Here is a 14,832-nt window from a genome sequence, read left to right as displayed (position 1 = left end):
GTAAACGTGGCCGATTCGGCCTAGTCCTACAGCCTTCGGGCTCTTCTCACGATCAACATCCGCTCTCACAAGTCCGCGTCGGCAGGACCAGTGACTGTGGAGAAGAGCCATGACGATCATCGACGCGGACCGCACCGCGATAGACAGCCTCGTAGCGCCAACCCCGTTCCCCGGATCGTTCGCCGTCTCGTACCTGCGGGTCTCCACGAAGGAGCAGGCGGAGAAGGGTGGCCAGGCGGAGGGCTTCTCGATCCCGGCGCAGCGCGAGGCGAACCAGCGCAAGGCCGACCAGCTCGGCGCAACGATCATCGAGGAGTTCGTCGACGCTGGCGAGTCCGCGCGGAAGGCCGACCGGCCCGAACTGATGCGGATGATTCAGTACGTCGCGAAGCACAAGACGAACTACTGCATCGTCCACAAGGTCGACCGGCTCGCCCGCAATCGCGCCGACGACGTGACCATCCACCTCGCACTCAAGGACGCCGGCGTCACGCTCGTGTCTGCGACGGAGAACATCGACGAGACTCCATCGGGGATGCTGCTGCACGGCATCATGTCCTCGATTGCCGAGTTCTACTCCCGCAACCTCGCCACTGAGGTCGTCAAAGGCTTGTCGCAGAAGGCCGCGCAGGGCGGCACAGTGACGAAGGCGGCGATCGGCTACCGCAACGTCGGCGTGCGCGACGACTTCGGGCGGGAGGTACGCACCGTCGAGATCGACGAGGAACGAGCCCGACTGGTCCGGTGGGCGTTCCAGGTGTTCGCATCCGGTGGCTGGACGACCAGCCAGCTCCACCATGAGCTGGTGGCGCGCGAGCTCACGACGGCAGCGTCGCCGCGGCGGCCTTCTCGGCCCATCGGGAAGTCGTCGGTGCATCGGATGCTGACGAACCCGTACTACAAGGGCAGCGTCCGCTACCAGGGAGTGACGTACGCGGGAGCGCATGAAGCGATCGTCCCCAACGAGGTGTGGGATCAGGTGCAGACCGTGCTCGGCACGCACCGCTCGGCAGCCGATGCCACCCAAGTGCACGAGCGCTACCTGAAAGGGACGGTGTTCTGTGGGCAGTGCGGCTCGCGGCTACTGGTGTGCAACTCCAAGAGCAGTCAGGGCACGATCTACCCGTACTTCGTGTGCGCGAGCCGGCATGCAGCACGAGGCGACTGCACCCGGCAAGCGATGCTGATCGAGCAGGTCGAACGGCTCATCGAGCGCTTCTACGCCAAGGTGCAGATCGACCCGGAAACGATCGAGGCGATCTCGGCGATGATTCATGCCCGGTTCGACGAGATGATGGCGGAAGGAGCCGCCGAGCTCGCCGACCTAGCGTCCCGGAGAACCCAGCTCGAAGGCGAGCAGGACCGGATCACCGCGTCGCTGGAGACCATCGAGCACCGGATCACCGCGCACCACGGCCACTACGCTGATGCGCGGGCGAACCTCGATGACTCGCTGAAGCTGCTGTCCAACGCCGCGGACCTCTACGAGCACGCCGACGACCCGAACCGCCGCCTGTGCAACCAAGGGCTGTTCAAGGCGATCTACATCGACGAGGACAACGACGTGCGCGTCGGCTACCGCAACCCGTATGACGGGCTGAGCCTGTCCGGCCTCCATGCCGACGCCCTGAGCTGGGCCGCCGAGGCAAAGAAGATGGGCCAGGGGCGAACTTGCGACCAAGGGCGGACCCTTGGTCGCAAGTTCACACCTGACCCGTTTGGGGTGAGTGACGGGACTCGAACCCGCGACAGCCAGGATCACAACCTGGTGCTCTACCAACTGAACTACACTCACCATTGCATTCGCCGGCAACCTTTCGGTGGCTTGCGCCTGCGGTACAGATACTAGCCTGACGAAGACGAAAAAGACGAATCGGCTGGTCAGGCCGGTCCCAGGTCCTTCACGACGGCTGCAAGATCGGCCGGAGTGGGGCCGGGAGGCGCCACGAAGGCCGTGCGCCGGTAGTAGCGCAGTTCGCGGATCGACTCCTTGATGTCCGCTAGTGCCCGGTGCGACAGGCCCTTCTCCGGCTGACCGAAGTAGATGCGCGGATACCAGCGCCGGCACAGCTCCTTGATCGAGCTGACGTCCACCATGCGGTAGTGCAGGTAGTTGTCGAGCTCGGGCATGTCGCGGGTGATGAACGCGCGGTCGGTCGCGATGGAGTTGCCGGCCAGCGGCGCCGTGCCCGCCTCGGTAACGTGCTCCCGGATGTACGCGAGGACCTGCTTCTCCGCTTCGGCGAGGCTGACCGTCGAGCGGCGCACCTCTTCGGTGAGGCCGGACCGCTCGTGCATCTGCTGCACGACTTCCGGCATGTCGGCGAGGGCGTCGTCATCGGCGTGGATCACGATGTCCACGCCCTCGCCGAGCACGTTGAGATCACTGTCGGTGACCAGAGCCGCGATCTCGATCAGTTTGTCGCTGCCGAGACGCAGCCCCGTCATCTCACAGTCGATCCATACCAGTTTGTCCTGCACGACAGACAGACTATCCACCGACGCCGCACCCATGAGGCGCGGCGTCGACGGTCCGGTAGGAAACGGGCACCCTCACGCCTTCACGGAGGCCGTGCGCGGCGCCGCCGGACGGGTGGAACGACGTGCCGCCGGGGTGTACTGCCGGTCGAGGGTCCGGCCCACTGTGCTCACTTCCGGGGCGGTGAAGTCGTGCCGAAGGAAGGACTCGGGGGAGTCGTCGAGGATCTCCATCCACGGTGCCGGCAGCGGCGGAGCGACGGTGCCGGTGAGCGTCGAGGGGTAGCTGTTGTTGCGGTAGCCCATGATGTCGCGCTTCTTGTCCTGTTTCCACTGCTTGAACACCTCCCCCTGGCGTTCGACGTGGAACTCGGGGTAGTCGGTGCGGTCGACGAGATCGCGGATGTACGCGGCCTGGAAGTCGATTTCCTCCACCGGCGACGACAGCTTCTCCTCGCGTGCCCGCCAGTGGTCGATGTCCTGCTCGCGGGTGTCGAAGTCGGGCAGGTCGACGCGGCCGAGCATGAAGTCGCGTGCGTACCAGGCTTGGGCGTCGAACATGTTGAACGTGAAGTACTGGTCCTGTGCGCCGAGGTACATCAGCTTCGGGTTGCGCTGGAAGAAGATGCCCTTGTAGATGTCGCGCGGGTAGAGCCGGTTGTCGGTGCGCAGTGCGAGTTCGTCGGGCAGGAACGGGTAGTGGTGTTTGTACCCCGTGCACAGCACGATGGCGTCGACCACGCGGGTGCTGCCGTCACGGAAGTGGGCGACCTTGCCGTCGACATGGGTGAGCAACGGCACCTCGGAGAACTGCTCGGGCCAGTGGTGACCCATCGGTGCGCTGCGGTAGCTGAAGGTGACCTGTTCGGCGCCGTACTTGATGCATTGCGTTCCGATGTCCTCGGCCGAGTAGCTGCTGCCGACGAGCAGCAGTCGCTTGCCGGTGAACTCGCGGGCGTCGCGGAAGTCGTGGGCGTGCAGCACACGTCCCGGGAACCGGTCGAGACCGTCGAAGTGGGGGACCTGCGGGGTGGAGAAGTGTCCGGTGGCGACGACGACGTGGTCGAACTCGTCGGACTCCAGCGCGCCCCGGTCGTGGTTCATCACCGTCACGGTGAATTTCTGCGTCTCGTCGGACCACTCGACCCACCGCACCGCAGTGTTGAACCGGATGTACTTGCGCACGTCGCTCTTCTCGACGCGACCCATGATGTAGTCGAGCAGGACGGCGCGCGGCGGGTACGACGGGATGGGGCGTCCGAAGTGCTCCTCGAAGGAGTAGTCGGCGAACTCGAGGCATTCCTTCGGGCCGTTGGACCACAGGTAGCGGTACATGCTCCCGTGGACGGGCTCACCGTGCTCGTCGAGTCCCGTGCGCCAGGTGTAGTTCCACATTCCTCCCCAGTCGGGCTGCTTCTCGTAGCAGACGATGTCGGGGATCTGCTCCAGACCGGCCTTTCGGGCTGCTTCGAAAGCGCGCAGCTGTGCGAGTCCACTGGGACCTGCTCCGAGAATGGCGATCTTGGGCGTCAATGTGTTTCTCCTGTGTTCGTGGAATATGTCGCGTAGTTCGTTGCTAGCACACGTCGTTGTTTTTGCGAACGATCCTCACGTCGTCGACGGAACGGATTCTCGTAGAGAAAGTGCAGGTCAACGCGGTGTACTAACTGGGAAACCGTGCCGCTGCGGTTGTGATCGGAATCACTGTAATGCGACAATTCCGGCATCCGATAAGAATGGTTCTTCCGTGGGTTCGACGGCCCGGTACCGTCGCAGTGGGCGAGGTCGAGGCCGGAGGGGGCGAGCATGACCGACAAGCCGGAGATCACCGCCGCGACCATCGCGGCCGGGTACGAGGTGATCGGCGAGGCGCTGGAACTGGGCACCGTCGTGCTCGACGGCGTCGCCGATCCCGACGCGCCGGTGCGCATCCCGCTCGCCACTCTGAATCGTCACGCGCTGGTCGCCGGTGCGACCGGCACGGGCAAGACCAAGACGCTGCAGGTCATGGCCGAACAACTGTCGGCGGCGGGCGTGCCGGTGGTGATGGCCGACGTGAAGTCCGATCTGTCGGGCCTGTCGGCCGCCGGCGAGCCCGACGATGCGGTGCTCAACCGCGCGGGCGACACCGGCGACGAGGACTGGACGCCCACGGGGCACCCTGTGGCCTTCTACTCGCTCGGTACCGACGGGGTCGGTATCCCCGTCCGCGTCACCGTCACCTCGTTCGGGCCGATCCTGCTCTCGAAGGTGCTGGGGCTCAACGCCATTCAGGAGTCCACTCTCGGGTTGATCTTCCACTGGGCCGACCGCAACGGCCTGCCGCTGCTCGATCTCGCCGACCTGCGGCAGGTGATCCGCCACCTGACGAGCGACGAAGGGCGCGGTGCACTCGACGATCTCGGTGCCGTGTCGCCCGCGACCGCCGGCGTCATCCTCCGCGCGGTCGTCAACCTCGAGAACGCGGGTGGGGACGGATTCTTCGGCGAACCCGAACTGGAGGTCGAGGACCTGCTGCGGGTGATCGACGGTCAGGGCACGATCAACCTGTTCGAGTTCGGCGACGAGACCACTCGACCCGCGCTGTTCTCGACATTCCTGATGTGGTTGCTCGCCGACCTGTTCCAGTCGCTACCGGAGGTCGGCGACGTCGACACACCGCGGCTCGTGTTCTTCTTCGACGAGGCGCATCTGCTCTTCACCGATGCGTCGAAGGCGTTCCTGCAGCAGATCGAACAGACCGTGAAGCTCATCCGGTCCAAGGGCGTCGGTGTGGTCTTCTGTACGCAGTCGCCCACCGATATCTCCCGGAGCGTGCTCTCACAACTGGGAGCGCGGATCCAGCACGCGTTGCGCGCCTTCACCCCCGAGGACGAGGCCGCGCTCGCGAAGGTGGTGCGTACCTTCCCGAAGACCGACGCCTACGATCTCGCCGACGCTCTGACCGGTCTGGCGACCGGGGAGGCGATCGTGACGGTCCTGTCCGAACTGGGCACGCCCACGCCCGTCGCCTGGACGCGTCTGCGACCGCCGCGCTCGCTGATGGGCACAGTGGGGGAGAGCGCGATGCGTGCGTCGGCGCAAGCGAACCCGCTCTACGGGAAGTACGGCCGCACCATCGACCGGGAATCGGCCTACGAGAAGCTCACCGCATCGGTGGTCGGGGCCACCGACATCGAACCGATCCCGGACATGCGGTCGCAGGCGCCGGACGATGCCGGGGCGTCGGTCGTGGAGCAGGTGCTCGGCAGCGCAGCCGTGCGCAGCTTCATCCGCTCGGCGGCGTCCGCAGCCGGCCGGGAGATCGGCCGGAGCCTATTCGGCACAGGACGCCGCCGAAGGCGGTGAAGGAACGATTCGTTGGGCGGTGGCCCGTCAGCTGCCGCCGAGCTTCTTGTAGAACGCGCCGGCGATCGGGGCCGAGATGGACCGCGGCGAGAACTGACCGGCAGCCGACATGGCCTTGCTGATCACACCGGGCACGATGCGCATCCGGTTCGCGGCGAGCGCGTCGAGCGACACCTTCGCGGTGTGTTCGCTCGAGATCCACAGGAAGTCCGGGACCAGCTTGTCGACGATCGACGCCTCGGCCGGGTCGGGTTCCTCGGTGCGCACCGGGCCGGGGGCGAGCAGCGTGACATGCACGCCGGTGCCCTTGAGCTCACCGCGCAGGGACTCGGAGAAGGTGTTGACGAACGCCTTCGTCGCGGCGTAGGTGGCGTTGTTCGGGATCGGCATGTTGCCTGCGGCCGAACCCACCATGAGGATCGCGCCGGAGTTCCGCTCGACCATCTGCGGCAGCACCGCGAGGGTGAGGTCGTGGACGGCGACGGCGTTGAGCTCGACCTGTGCCCGCTCGTAGGCCGCGTCGAGCTCGGCGACCGCGCCGAAGGTGGCGATACCGGCGTTGTTGCACAGGATGCTGATGCGCCTACGTCCGAGTTCGTCGGCGAGTGGTGTCCGTGCGTCGCGGTCCGACAGATCGCAGGCGCGCACCTCGACGGTCACGCCGTGCTTCGCGCGCAGGGTCTCGGCGAGGACCTCCATCACCTCTCCGCGACGGGCGACCAGGATCAGCGAATGGCCGCGGGTGGCGAGTTCGGTTGCGAGGGCCTCGCCGATGCCGGAGGACGCTCCGGTGACGACGGCACGGGCATCGGGATGGGGATTCGGCAGAGTCACAGTGGGTCAGCGTAGCGGCAGGCTCGGGAGCGGCGACCGGGCCCGCCCCGGCCATGGGGCCGAGTCGTTCGGTGCCGCGCGACGGAGTCGTTCCATGCCACCGCAGCTCCGGAAGCCTAGGCTCCGGGGCATGAATGCGTTCACGGACACGGCGAGCGGGGCCGGGGAGGCCACGACACGTCGTCAGGTCGTCTCGTGGGGTCTGTGGGACTGGGGTTCCGCGGCGTTCAACGCCGTGATCCTGACGTTCGTATTCTCCGTCTATCTCACCGACGCGGTCGGCGACGACCTGCCGGGTGGGATCTCGGCGAGCACCTGGCTCGGATGGTCGCTCGGCATCGCCGGGTTCGTCATCGCCGTGACCGCGCCGGTGTCGGGCCAGCGGTACGACGCAGTCGGGCGACGGAAATGGTCGCTGGGCATCCTCACCGGGGTCACCGTCGCGGCGATGGCGGCGATGTACTTCGTGCGCGACGACTACCACTATCTGTGGCTCGGGCTGGTCCTGCTCGGCGTGGCATCCGTGATGGCCGAGCTCGCGCAGGTCCCGTACAACTCGATGCTGCGCCAGGTGTCGACGCCGGACGACATCGGACGGGTGTCGGGCTTCGGTTGGGCGATGGGCTATTTCGGTGGCATCGTGCTCCTGCTGTTGTGCTACACCGGGTTCATCGCCGGCGACGGCGACACCCGCGGTTTCCTCGGTGTGCCCACCGAGGGCGGCACCAACATCCGGCTCGTCGCGCTGTTCGCGGCCGTGTGGTTCGCGGTGTTCGCTGTGCCCGTGCTGCTCGCCGTCCCGGAGAAGCCGGTCGCGCGTGGCGACGTCGCCCGCCGCGCCGGTTTCGTCGAGTCCTACCGCGTGCTGTGGCGCGACCTGACGGAGTTGTGGCGGGCGGATCGTCGCACCATCTGGTACCTCGGGGCGTCGGCGTTGTTCCGGGACGGTCTCGCCGGCGTCTTCACCTTCGGGGCGGTCCTCGCCGTCACGGTCTACGGGATCGGAGCGGGCGACGTGCTGATCTTCGGTGTCGCCGCGAACGTCGTCTCCGCGGTGGGCGCACTGGTGGCCGGACGCGTCGACGACCGGGTCGGGCCCAAGGCGGTCATCGTGGGCTCGCTGGTCGCGATGATCGCGACCAGCATCGTCCTGCTCGTGGTGTCGGGTCCGACGATGTTCTGGATCTTCGGTCTGGTGCTGTGTCTGTTCGTCGGTCCGGCCCAGTCGTCGGCGCGGACCTTCCTGGCGCGCCTGACGCCGCCGGGACGGGAGGGGCAGATGTTCGGTCTCTACGCGACGACGGGACGTGCGGTGTCGTTTCTGGCACCGACGCTGTTCGGGTTCTTCGTGTGGTGGTTCGGCACCGACCGAGCGGGGATCGTGGGGTTGCTGATCGTGCTCGGCGCGGGCCTGGTGTCGTTGCTCGCCGTGCGGGCTCCCGAGACGCCGGAGCAGGCGTGAACCGGCTCAGTCGGTGATCGTGGCGAGCACCTGGTCGGCGGCGTTGCGGTGCCCGGCCGCGTTCGGATGCAGCGGGATCGATCCGGCGGCCGGCTGCAGGCCGGCCATCCACCGGGTCTCCGGATCGGCGCACACGTCGTGGTCGCGGCTCGAATCGCGCAGATCGACGTAGTCCACGTCCGCGGCCTCGGCCTGCTCGCGCATGACGGTGTTCAACCGGTCGATCTTCTCCTGCAGGTAGGTCGCGTCGTCGGGCCAGATCCGCTGCTCGGGGAAGCACCCGCCGTCGCGGATTCCGGTGGGATAGCCGACGAGCACGATGCGTGCCTCCGGGGAACGCCGGCGGATCTCGTCGATCACCGTGGTGTAGACGGGCGCGAAGGCGTCGATGGCGGCGTCGACACGGTCGGTGCCGTCCGGGGTGTTCGTGATCGCGCACGACGCGCCATCGGGTGGCGCCGAGAGATTGACGCATCCCAGCGCCAGCTGGACGAGACCGATGTCGTTGCCGCCGATACCCACAGTGACGAGTTCGGTGTCGGGGCGCAGCGCGTCGTACTGCGGTGGCACCGTCGCGCCGCGGAAGGTGGTCTGCGGCATCGCGAAGTCGAGTGAGGTGGCGGCGCCGCACGACGCGTCGACGAAGTCCTCGATACCGAGATCGGTCGCGACGAGGGTGGGGTAGTTGCTCGCCGACCGCCCGCACGGATCGCCGTCGGTCTGCGGCGGGATGCCGGGCCCGGAGGTGAACGAGTCTCCCAGGGCGACGTACGACGCGTAGTCCGCGGCCGGGGGCATGTCCTGCGTGTCGGCGCAGGCGACCGTGCCCACGGTCGTGAACGCGATTGCGGCGCAGGCGATGACCCCCGACCGTCGGAGAAGTCTCGGCATCGTCACAGTGGACCTCGCAATCCGGTGGGTGGATGTTTCCGAGGCTACAGGTGTGCCGGTGACCGGAACGGGCGCCGAATGCCGACCGGTCGGGTCGATCGAATACCGACCGTCCCGCTCATGCCTTGAAGTAGACGATCTGGTGCGAGGTCGCGAGCAGAACGCCGTCGCGACCCCACAGTTGTGCGCTCTGGTCGAAGAAGCCCTGTTCGAACCGATTCGCACGTGCGGTCGCGAGCACGGGGCTGTCGGATTGCGCGGCAACGGTCTCCGGGTCCGCGTGGAAGTAGACGGTCATCGAGACCGTGCCGGCCGGCAGCACCCGACCCAGACGCAGGAATGCCCGGGGGTAGAAGATGTCGCACATCGCGGTGAGCGAGGCGAAGTCGAGCGGGCGCGACGGGACGTCGCGGACCCACAGCGTCGACGTGGAGTCGGCGACCTCCGCGCTGCCCTCCTCGGGAACGACTCCTGCGATGTACCGCATCTCGTAGTTGCGTGCCCACGCGATGAAGTCGGGCAGCGGTGTCGGCTCGAGCGAGTCGGGTGCCGGGGCGGCCGGCGCCTGCAGTTCGGTCGACGACCAGGTGGGGCGACGGAGACCGAAGACGGCCGTTGCGGTGGTGGCGACCTCGCCGCCCTGCGACAGTTCGATCGACCAGTGCTGGGTGGTCCGGTTCGTGCGCACCGGGCGCACCGCGATGTCGAACGGTCCGTCGGCGATGGGGCCGGCGTAGTTGATCGTCAGGGACAGCGGCATGCCGAGGACGTCCGGGTGTCGTTCGACCGCGCGGAGGAGAGTCGCGGCCGTGATACCGCCGAACGGGCCGACCATGTTCGCGTAGGCGGGGTGCGTGTGCCCTTCGGTGCGATCGTCCCGGACCTCGAACAGGTCGACGGCAGCGTCGAAGACGTGAGTGGTCACCGAGACGTCGGTCATGGCAGGGTCTCCTCGGAAGATGGTGTCGCGCAGGATCGGATCCGTACGACAACATACACAGAGTATGGGGGACCACCACCACTGCCGGAGGAACGGGTGATCGCTGCAGAACGGCGGGACGGACCGCGCGCGGCGATGATCGCCGGCGCGATCGCGCTGATGAGCGAACGAAGTGTCGCGGCCACGTCGTTCCGGGACGTGCTCGAGAACAGCGGGGCGCCGCGCGGCTCGATCTACCACCACTTTCCCGGCGGTAAGGCGCAACTCGTCGAAGAGACGACGGACCGGGCAACCACCCGGATCGAGCGGTCGCTGACGGCCGCCGGCGTCGGTGCAGAGCGTGCCGGTCGTTGGCGAGCCTGGTCATCGCCGCCCTGGAGGGCGCGCTGGTCGCGGCCCCGGCGCAACGCAGTCCGGCTCCGCTCGATGCGGTCGTCGCCGAACTCGAGGTGCTGCTCGCCCCGGTGGTGGGCTGACCGAAGCTGCAGCGGCCGGAAGCCACGGTCGGTGGACTCTCAGCCGTTCCGTCGCCGCGAGATTGCGTTCGCGATCTCGGCCGGCGCTTCCTCCGGAATCCAGTGCGAGACGTCGGGCAGGACCACGAAGTCGTACTCGGCGTCGACGAATTCGCCGCAGCGTTCGGCGCCGGCGCGGCCGATCGCGATGTCGGCGGTGCTCCAGATGTAGGTCGTCGGGACGCGGACCGGGGGAGTCGAATCGAGATCCCGCGTCATGGCGCGATACCAGTTCAGGGCGGCGGTGAGAGCGCCCGGCGCGGACAGGGCGGAGACGTAGTGGTCGACCGAGTCGTGGTCGACTGCGGAGGTGAACATCGCCCGCAGGCGCCGCGCGTCATCGGCGAGGAGCAGGGTCTCCGCCTTGCCTTCCTCGCGGAAGAGACCGATGTAGGAGGAGCGTTCGCGCTGGTCGGCGTCCTCCCGCAACGCCCAGCCGTAGGCGGCGAGGTGGGGGACCGAGACCGCGGTCAACGCCGAGACGCGATCGGGATTGTGGGCGGCGAAGTACCACGCCACAGCGGCGCCCCAGTCGTGTCCGACGAGGTGGACGCGATCGAGCCCGAACTCGTCGAGCAGGCCGAGGACATCACCGGCGAGCGCCGGCACCGCGTAGTGCTCGACGCCGTTCGGCCGGGCACCGGGGGAGTACCCGCGCTGGTCGGGGGCGATCACGCGGAAACCGCGCTCGACGAGCAGGCGCGCCACCGGCGTCCAGCTGCGTGATGTCTCGGGGAAGCCGTGCAGGAGCACGACGGGTGGGCCGTCCCTCGGACCCGCCACGCGCACGTCGAAGGTCAGGTCGTCGTAGGTGGCGGGTTCGGTCGATGCCATGGGAACCACGTTACGGAAGAGGAGTGTCTGCGACAGGATTTCCTGGCCACCGCGACGAACCGGCGTCGAGCCGACCCGTCACCGGTCGTTCGACGTCTGTCGCGGCCGCCACGCCGCCGCGCCCAGCAGGATCAGACGCATCTGTTTCTCCGCGCGCGTGACCACCTCCGATTCCTGCGCACTGCCGGGACGTTCGACGGCGAGCAGGTCGAGGACGAAATCGAGCATCGCGGTGACCAGCAGATCGGCGGCCATCTCGAGATCGTCGAACTCCCAGTCCTCGAGGCCCGGGGAGCGGCCCAGGTCGGCGGCGAGCTCGCTGGTCAGCAGGCGCAGTTCGACGGAGATCGCGGCGGCGACCTCGGGAACGCCGCCGTGGCGTTCGCGTGCCAGGAACCGGAAAGCCGCCTTGTGTGCCCGTACCTGTTGGACCAGCACGTCGAGCGATTGCCGCGCACCTGCCGGACCGGGCGTGCGACGCGCGTCGCGCAGCAGGCGCCGAAGTACCCGCATCGTGTCCGCCGCAAGGGTGACGCCGAGCTCGTCCATGGACGAGAAGTGCCGGTAGAACGCGGTGGGCACGATGCCCGCGTGACGGGCCACCTCCCTCAGACTCAGCCCGCCGAGTCCCCGGTCGGCGGACAGGTCGAGGGCGGCGTCGAGCAGCGCCTGACGTGTGCGTTCCTTGCGTTCGGCGCGTGTGGTCGGCGGAGGTGCGGAAGCGGTGGACACCCCCTGAGTCTAGGCATGACGTTCCCAGCGGTGTCCGTACATCTGTGTCAGCAGTCACATCGGGGTTGACAGGCGGGTGTGTCCGGCTGTCACACTGATTTCAGTGCACATTCGTTCACTGAGCACGCAGAGGTCTACCGAAAGGCGGACAGACATGATCGTGCGCGCCCGTCCGACGCCCGTCCGGCGCTCGGGTTCGTTGCGAAAATTGCTGGTAGAGGCACTCGGAGTGCTGTCCTACCCGCATCACCCGGACCGCTACCTGGAACTCGCCGACCCGCTTCTCGTCACGTCGGCGAACTATGCCCGGATTACAGATGTGGACCGAAGCGCCACCGACTCGCTCACGATCACGGTGCGCCCCGCGCAGCCGTGCCGACCCCTACCCGGGCAGTACGTGACCGTGTCGGTGCGTGTCGACGGTGTGCGGCATACGCGCTGCTACTCGCCGACGCTCGTCGAAGCGGAGTCGAAGCGCCGGCCCGACCTGCGGTTCACCATCGGCAGGCATCCCGAGGGTACCGTCTCACGCCACCTCCACGACCGAGCGCAGGTCGGAGACGTCATCGAACTCGGTTCTCCCGCAGGCGAGTTCGTGCTGCCGAGCCCACGCCCCCGACGTCTGCTGTTCGTCGCCGCGGGCTCCGGGCTGACTCCCGTGCTGTCGATGCTGTCCGGTCTCGTCGCCGAGGGGTACGACGGGTGCGCGGTGCTGCTCTACTACACCCGCACCCCCGGGCATGTTCCGCGCCGCGCCGAACTCGACGCTCTTGCCGACCGACCCAACATCGAGATCGTCCACGCGCACACCCGCTCCGACGACGGGCTGCTGCAGGGTCGGTTCGACCGCAGCCACCTCGCGGCCGTCGCACCCTGGTACGCCGACACGCCCACCTTCGTGTGCGGTCCGGCGGAGATGGTCGCGAGGATCCGCGAGGTCTACGCCGAGCGGGGCGCCGAGACCATGGTGAACACCGAGGAATTCGTCCTCGCGCCACCGGTCGTGTCGACGGACGATGCCGGCGGCGAGATCTCCTTCGCCGAATCCGGCGTGGTTGCCCAGAACACGGGGTCGACGCTGCTCGAACAGGCCGAAGCGGCCGGTCTCACGCCCGAACACGGATGCCGCATGGGCATCTGCCACAGCTGCACCGCCGTCCGGCTGTCGGGGTGCACGCGCGACGTGCGTACCGGCGACGTCGATTCGGAACCGGGCCGCCGCATCCAGATCTGTGTCAACGCCCCGGTCGGCGACGTCGCCGTCGAACTCTGAACCGGCCGTCCGGCGACACCACCGAAATCATTGGAGGACATCATGTTCGGATTGTCCCTACCCACCGTTCCCTTCCTGCCCTTCCTGTCCGGCCGCAGCTCTTCGGTCGGGAACGAACCGCTCGTCCTCGACCACGACAGTGTCGAGGAGATCGGCCGCGAACTCGACGCACTGCGGGAGCAGACGCTCGCATCCCTCGGTGACGAGGACCGTGAGTATCTCTACCGGATCATCAGGGCGCAGCGCGGATTCGAGATCGCCGGTCGCGGTCTGCTCTTCGTCGGATTCCTCCCGCCCGCATGGGTCGCCGGTGTCGCGGCGCTGAGCGTGTCGAAGATCCTCGACAACATGGAGATCGGGCACAACGTCATGCACGGTCAATACGACTGGATGCGCGAGCCGTCGCTGAATTCCCGTGTCTTCGAATGGGACACGGTGTGCCCGTCGGACCAGTGGCGGCACTCGCACAACTACGTGCACCACACCTACACCAACATCCTCGGTCAGGACCGCGACATAGGATACGGGATCCTGCGCATGGACCCGGCCCAGAAGTGGCATCCCTACTATCTCGGCAACCCGGTCTACGCGACCGCCCTCATGCTGCTGTTCGAGTGGGGCGTGATGATGCACGACGCGGAGGTCGACCGGATCGTCGCCGGGAAACGCTCGTGGCGCGACGTGATCCCGATCGCGAAAGGCTGGTGGCGCAAGGCGCGCCGTCAGGTGATCAAGGACTACATCGCCTTCCCGCTGCTGAGCGGACCGATGTTCTTCCCGACGCTGCTCGGCAACGCGACCGCCAATCTGGTGCGCAACGTGTGGGCGTACTCGATCATCTTCTGCGGCCACTTCCCGTCCGGCGTGCAGTCCTTCACGGAGGAGGAGACCGCCGAGGAGACCCGTGGTGAGTGGTACGTCCGGCAGATGCTGGGCAGCGCGAACATCACCGGGTCGCCGTTGTTCCACATCATGTCGGGCAACCTGTCGCACCAGATCGAGCACCACCTGTTCCCCGACCTGCCGGCGCACCGCTATCCGGAGCTCGCGCCGAAGGTCAGGGAACTGTGCGAGAAGCACGGACTTCCGTACAACACCGGTGGCTTCACCGCCCAGGTGACGTCGGTGTGGAAGAAGATCTTCACGCTTGCTCTCCCTCCCGGCTGGTTCGCGCCCGAACCCGAGTCGCGGGTGATCATCGAACGTCACCGCTCCACCGATCGCCCGCTCGACGATGCGGGTACCCTCGCGGACGACACGATCGAGGGGGTCGAACATGGTGGGAAGATTCGAGCGTAACAAGGACACGATCCAGGAGGTCACCGAGTCGGCGGCCACCCACGTCGGCGCGATCGCGGGGATCATCACCGGAGCAGTCCGCGACGTCACCCGCGAGATCGGTGAGTTGATCACCGACGCGATCGAGATGCGCGAGGCCGCCCGCGCGGCGCGCGACGACGAGGAACGCGGAGAAGGGCCGGCGACGTCGGATCGTCGCTCGGCCCCTCCCGCGGAGTAGCGGATC

At 67.4% G+C, this 14,832-nt stretch carries 13 protein-coding genes, 1 tRNA gene and 2 pseudogenes; 7 read left to right on the top strand and 9 right to left on the bottom strand.

All coding sequences use genetic code 11. The features are described 5' to 3' along the window. Positions 1-109: 109 nt before the first annotated feature. Positions 110-1,204: pseudogene (locus BLV31_RS25915) on the top strand (recombinase family protein); the annotation flags it as partial. Between the two features lie 120 nt (positions 1,205-1,324). On the opposite strand, the gene BLV31_RS24750 reads toward BLV31_RS25915, so the two are convergent. The 4 genes from BLV31_RS24750 to BLV31_RS17260 form a co-directional block, all read right to left on the bottom strand. Then, complete coding sequence (locus tag BLV31_RS24750) at positions 1,325-1,618, bottom strand: hypothetical protein (protein WP_138941598.1); 294 nt, start codon at positions 1,616-1,618, stop codon at positions 1,325-1,327. A gap of 101 nt (positions 1,619-1,719) precedes the next feature. Beyond that, positions 1,720-1,795, bottom strand: a tRNA-His gene (locus BLV31_RS17270). Between the two features lie 86 nt (positions 1,796-1,881). Next, a complete protein-coding gene (orn, locus tag BLV31_RS17265) occupies positions 1,882-2,481 on the bottom strand; it encodes an oligoribonuclease (RefSeq protein WP_024100533.1) in 600 nt (199 codons plus the stop codon). A gap of 72 nt (positions 2,482-2,553) precedes the next feature. Then, positions 2,554-4,011 (bottom strand): trimethylamine monooxygenase, encoded by a 1,458-nt coding sequence (locus BLV31_RS17260; protein ID WP_064060693.1) that lies wholly within the window; start codon positions 4,009-4,011, stop codon positions 2,554-2,556. 273 nt (positions 4,012-4,284) lie between these two features. Here BLV31_RS17260 and BLV31_RS17255 point away from each other — a divergent pair, with 273 nt between their 5' ends. Beyond that, a complete protein-coding gene (locus tag BLV31_RS17255; RefSeq protein ID WP_064060694.1) occupies positions 4,285-5,826 on the top strand; it encodes a helicase HerA-like domain-containing protein in 1,542 nt (513 codons plus the stop codon). Between the two features lie 27 nt (positions 5,827-5,853). Here the strand turns inward: BLV31_RS17255 and cmrA are convergent, their stop codons facing one another. Beyond that, positions 5,854-6,660 (bottom strand): mycolate reductase, encoded by an 807-nt coding sequence (gene cmrA / locus BLV31_RS17250; RefSeq protein ID WP_006554373.1) that lies wholly within the window; start codon positions 6,658-6,660, stop codon positions 5,854-5,856. A 130-nt stretch (positions 6,661-6,790) separates the two neighbouring features. Between cmrA and BLV31_RS17245 the strand changes: the two genes are divergently transcribed. Beyond that, positions 6,791-8,122, top strand: coding sequence for an MFS transporter (locus BLV31_RS17245; RefSeq protein WP_019289006.1), 1,332 nt, complete (start codon positions 6,791-6,793; stop codon positions 8,120-8,122). A gap of 6 nt (positions 8,123-8,128) precedes the next feature. Here the strand turns inward: BLV31_RS17245 and BLV31_RS17240 are convergent, their stop codons facing one another. Both BLV31_RS17240 and BLV31_RS17235 read right to left on the bottom strand, forming a co-directional pair. After that, positions 8,129-9,019 carry an SGNH/GDSL hydrolase family protein gene (locus tag BLV31_RS17240; RefSeq protein ID WP_006554375.1) on the bottom strand — a complete coding sequence of 297 codons (891 nt, stop codon included), beginning with the start codon at positions 9,017-9,019 and terminating at the stop codon, positions 8,129-8,131. Between the two features lie 112 nt (positions 9,020-9,131). Further along, complete coding sequence (locus BLV31_RS17235; RefSeq protein ID WP_064060695.1) at positions 9,132-9,953, bottom strand: acyl-CoA thioesterase; 822 nt, start codon at positions 9,951-9,953, stop codon at positions 9,132-9,134. 135 nt (positions 9,954-10,088) lie between these two features. Here BLV31_RS17235 and BLV31_RS26025 point away from each other — a divergent pair. Beyond that, positions 10,089-10,429, top strand: a pseudogene (locus BLV31_RS26025) (TetR/AcrR family transcriptional regulator). Between the two features lie 39 nt (positions 10,430-10,468). On the opposite strand, the gene BLV31_RS17225 reads toward BLV31_RS26025, so the two are convergent. Continuing rightward, entirely contained in the window at positions 10,469-11,302 is an 834-nt protein-coding gene (locus BLV31_RS17225; protein WP_024100537.1) for an alpha/beta fold hydrolase, read from the bottom strand. A gap of 78 nt (positions 11,303-11,380) precedes the next feature. Further along, positions 11,381-12,034 carry a TetR family transcriptional regulator gene (locus tag BLV31_RS17220; RefSeq protein WP_064060696.1) on the bottom strand — a complete coding sequence of 218 codons (654 nt, stop codon included), beginning with the start codon at positions 12,032-12,034 and terminating at the stop codon, positions 11,381-11,383. Between the two features lie 154 nt (positions 12,035-12,188). On the opposite strand from BLV31_RS17220, the gene BLV31_RS17215 reads away from it, so the two are divergent. Genes BLV31_RS17215 through BLV31_RS17205 form a run of 3 tightly spaced genes read left to right on the top strand, consistent with a single transcriptional unit; the run spans position 12,189 to position 14,826 of the window. Beyond that, a complete protein-coding gene (locus BLV31_RS17215) occupies positions 12,189-13,307 on the top strand; it encodes a ferredoxin reductase (RefSeq protein ID WP_064060697.1) in 1,119 nt (372 codons plus the stop codon). Between the two features lie 42 nt (positions 13,308-13,349). After that, complete coding sequence (locus BLV31_RS17210; RefSeq protein WP_064060716.1) at positions 13,350-14,606, top strand: fatty acid desaturase family protein; 1,257 nt, start codon at positions 13,350-13,352, stop codon at positions 14,604-14,606. After that, positions 14,584-14,826, top strand: a complete 243-nt coding sequence (locus BLV31_RS17205) for a hypothetical protein (RefSeq protein WP_006554382.1) — start codon at positions 14,584-14,586, stop codon at positions 14,824-14,826. The genes BLV31_RS17210 and BLV31_RS17205 overlap by 23 nt, the downstream gene beginning before the upstream one ends. Positions 14,827-14,832 lie beyond the last annotated feature (6 nt).

The organism is Rhodococcus pyridinivorans, assembly GCF_900105195.1.
Classification (GTDB): Bacteria; Actinomycetota; Actinomycetes; order Mycobacteriales; family Mycobacteriaceae; genus Rhodococcus; species Rhodococcus pyridinivorans.
The sequence above is the reverse complement of the archived record's forward strand: the minus strand, read 5'-3'. Positions and strand labels throughout refer to the sequence as shown.

Coding starts and splice junctions, on each gene's coding strand:
- BLV31_RS24750 (WP_138941598.1), bottom strand. CDS start 1,618: ATGGAGGCCGGACAGGCTCAGCCCGTCATACGGGTTGCGGTAGCCGAC.
- BLV31_RS17255 (WP_064060694.1), top strand. CDS start 4,285: ATGACCGACAAGCCGGAGATCACCGCCGCGACCATCGCGGCCGGGTAC.
- BLV31_RS17245 (WP_019289006.1), top strand. CDS start 6,791: ATGAATGCGTTCACGGACACGGCGAGCGGGGCCGGGGAGGCCACGACA.
- BLV31_RS17235 (WP_064060695.1), bottom strand. CDS start 9,953: ATGACCGACGTCTCGGTGACCACTCACGTCTTCGACGCTGCCGTCGAC.
- BLV31_RS17225 (WP_024100537.1), bottom strand. CDS start 11,302: ATGGCATCGACCGAACCCGCCACCTACGACGACCTGACCTTCGACGTG.
- BLV31_RS17215 (WP_064060697.1), top strand. CDS start 12,189: ATGATCGTGCGCGCCCGTCCGACGCCCGTCCGGCGCTCGGGTTCGTTG.
- BLV31_RS17210 (WP_064060716.1), top strand. CDS start 13,350: ATGTTCGGATTGTCCCTACCCACCGTTCCCTTCCTGCCCTTCCTGTCC.
- BLV31_RS17205 (WP_006554382.1), top strand. CDS start 14,584: ATGGTGGGAAGATTCGAGCGTAACAAGGACACGATCCAGGAGGTCACC.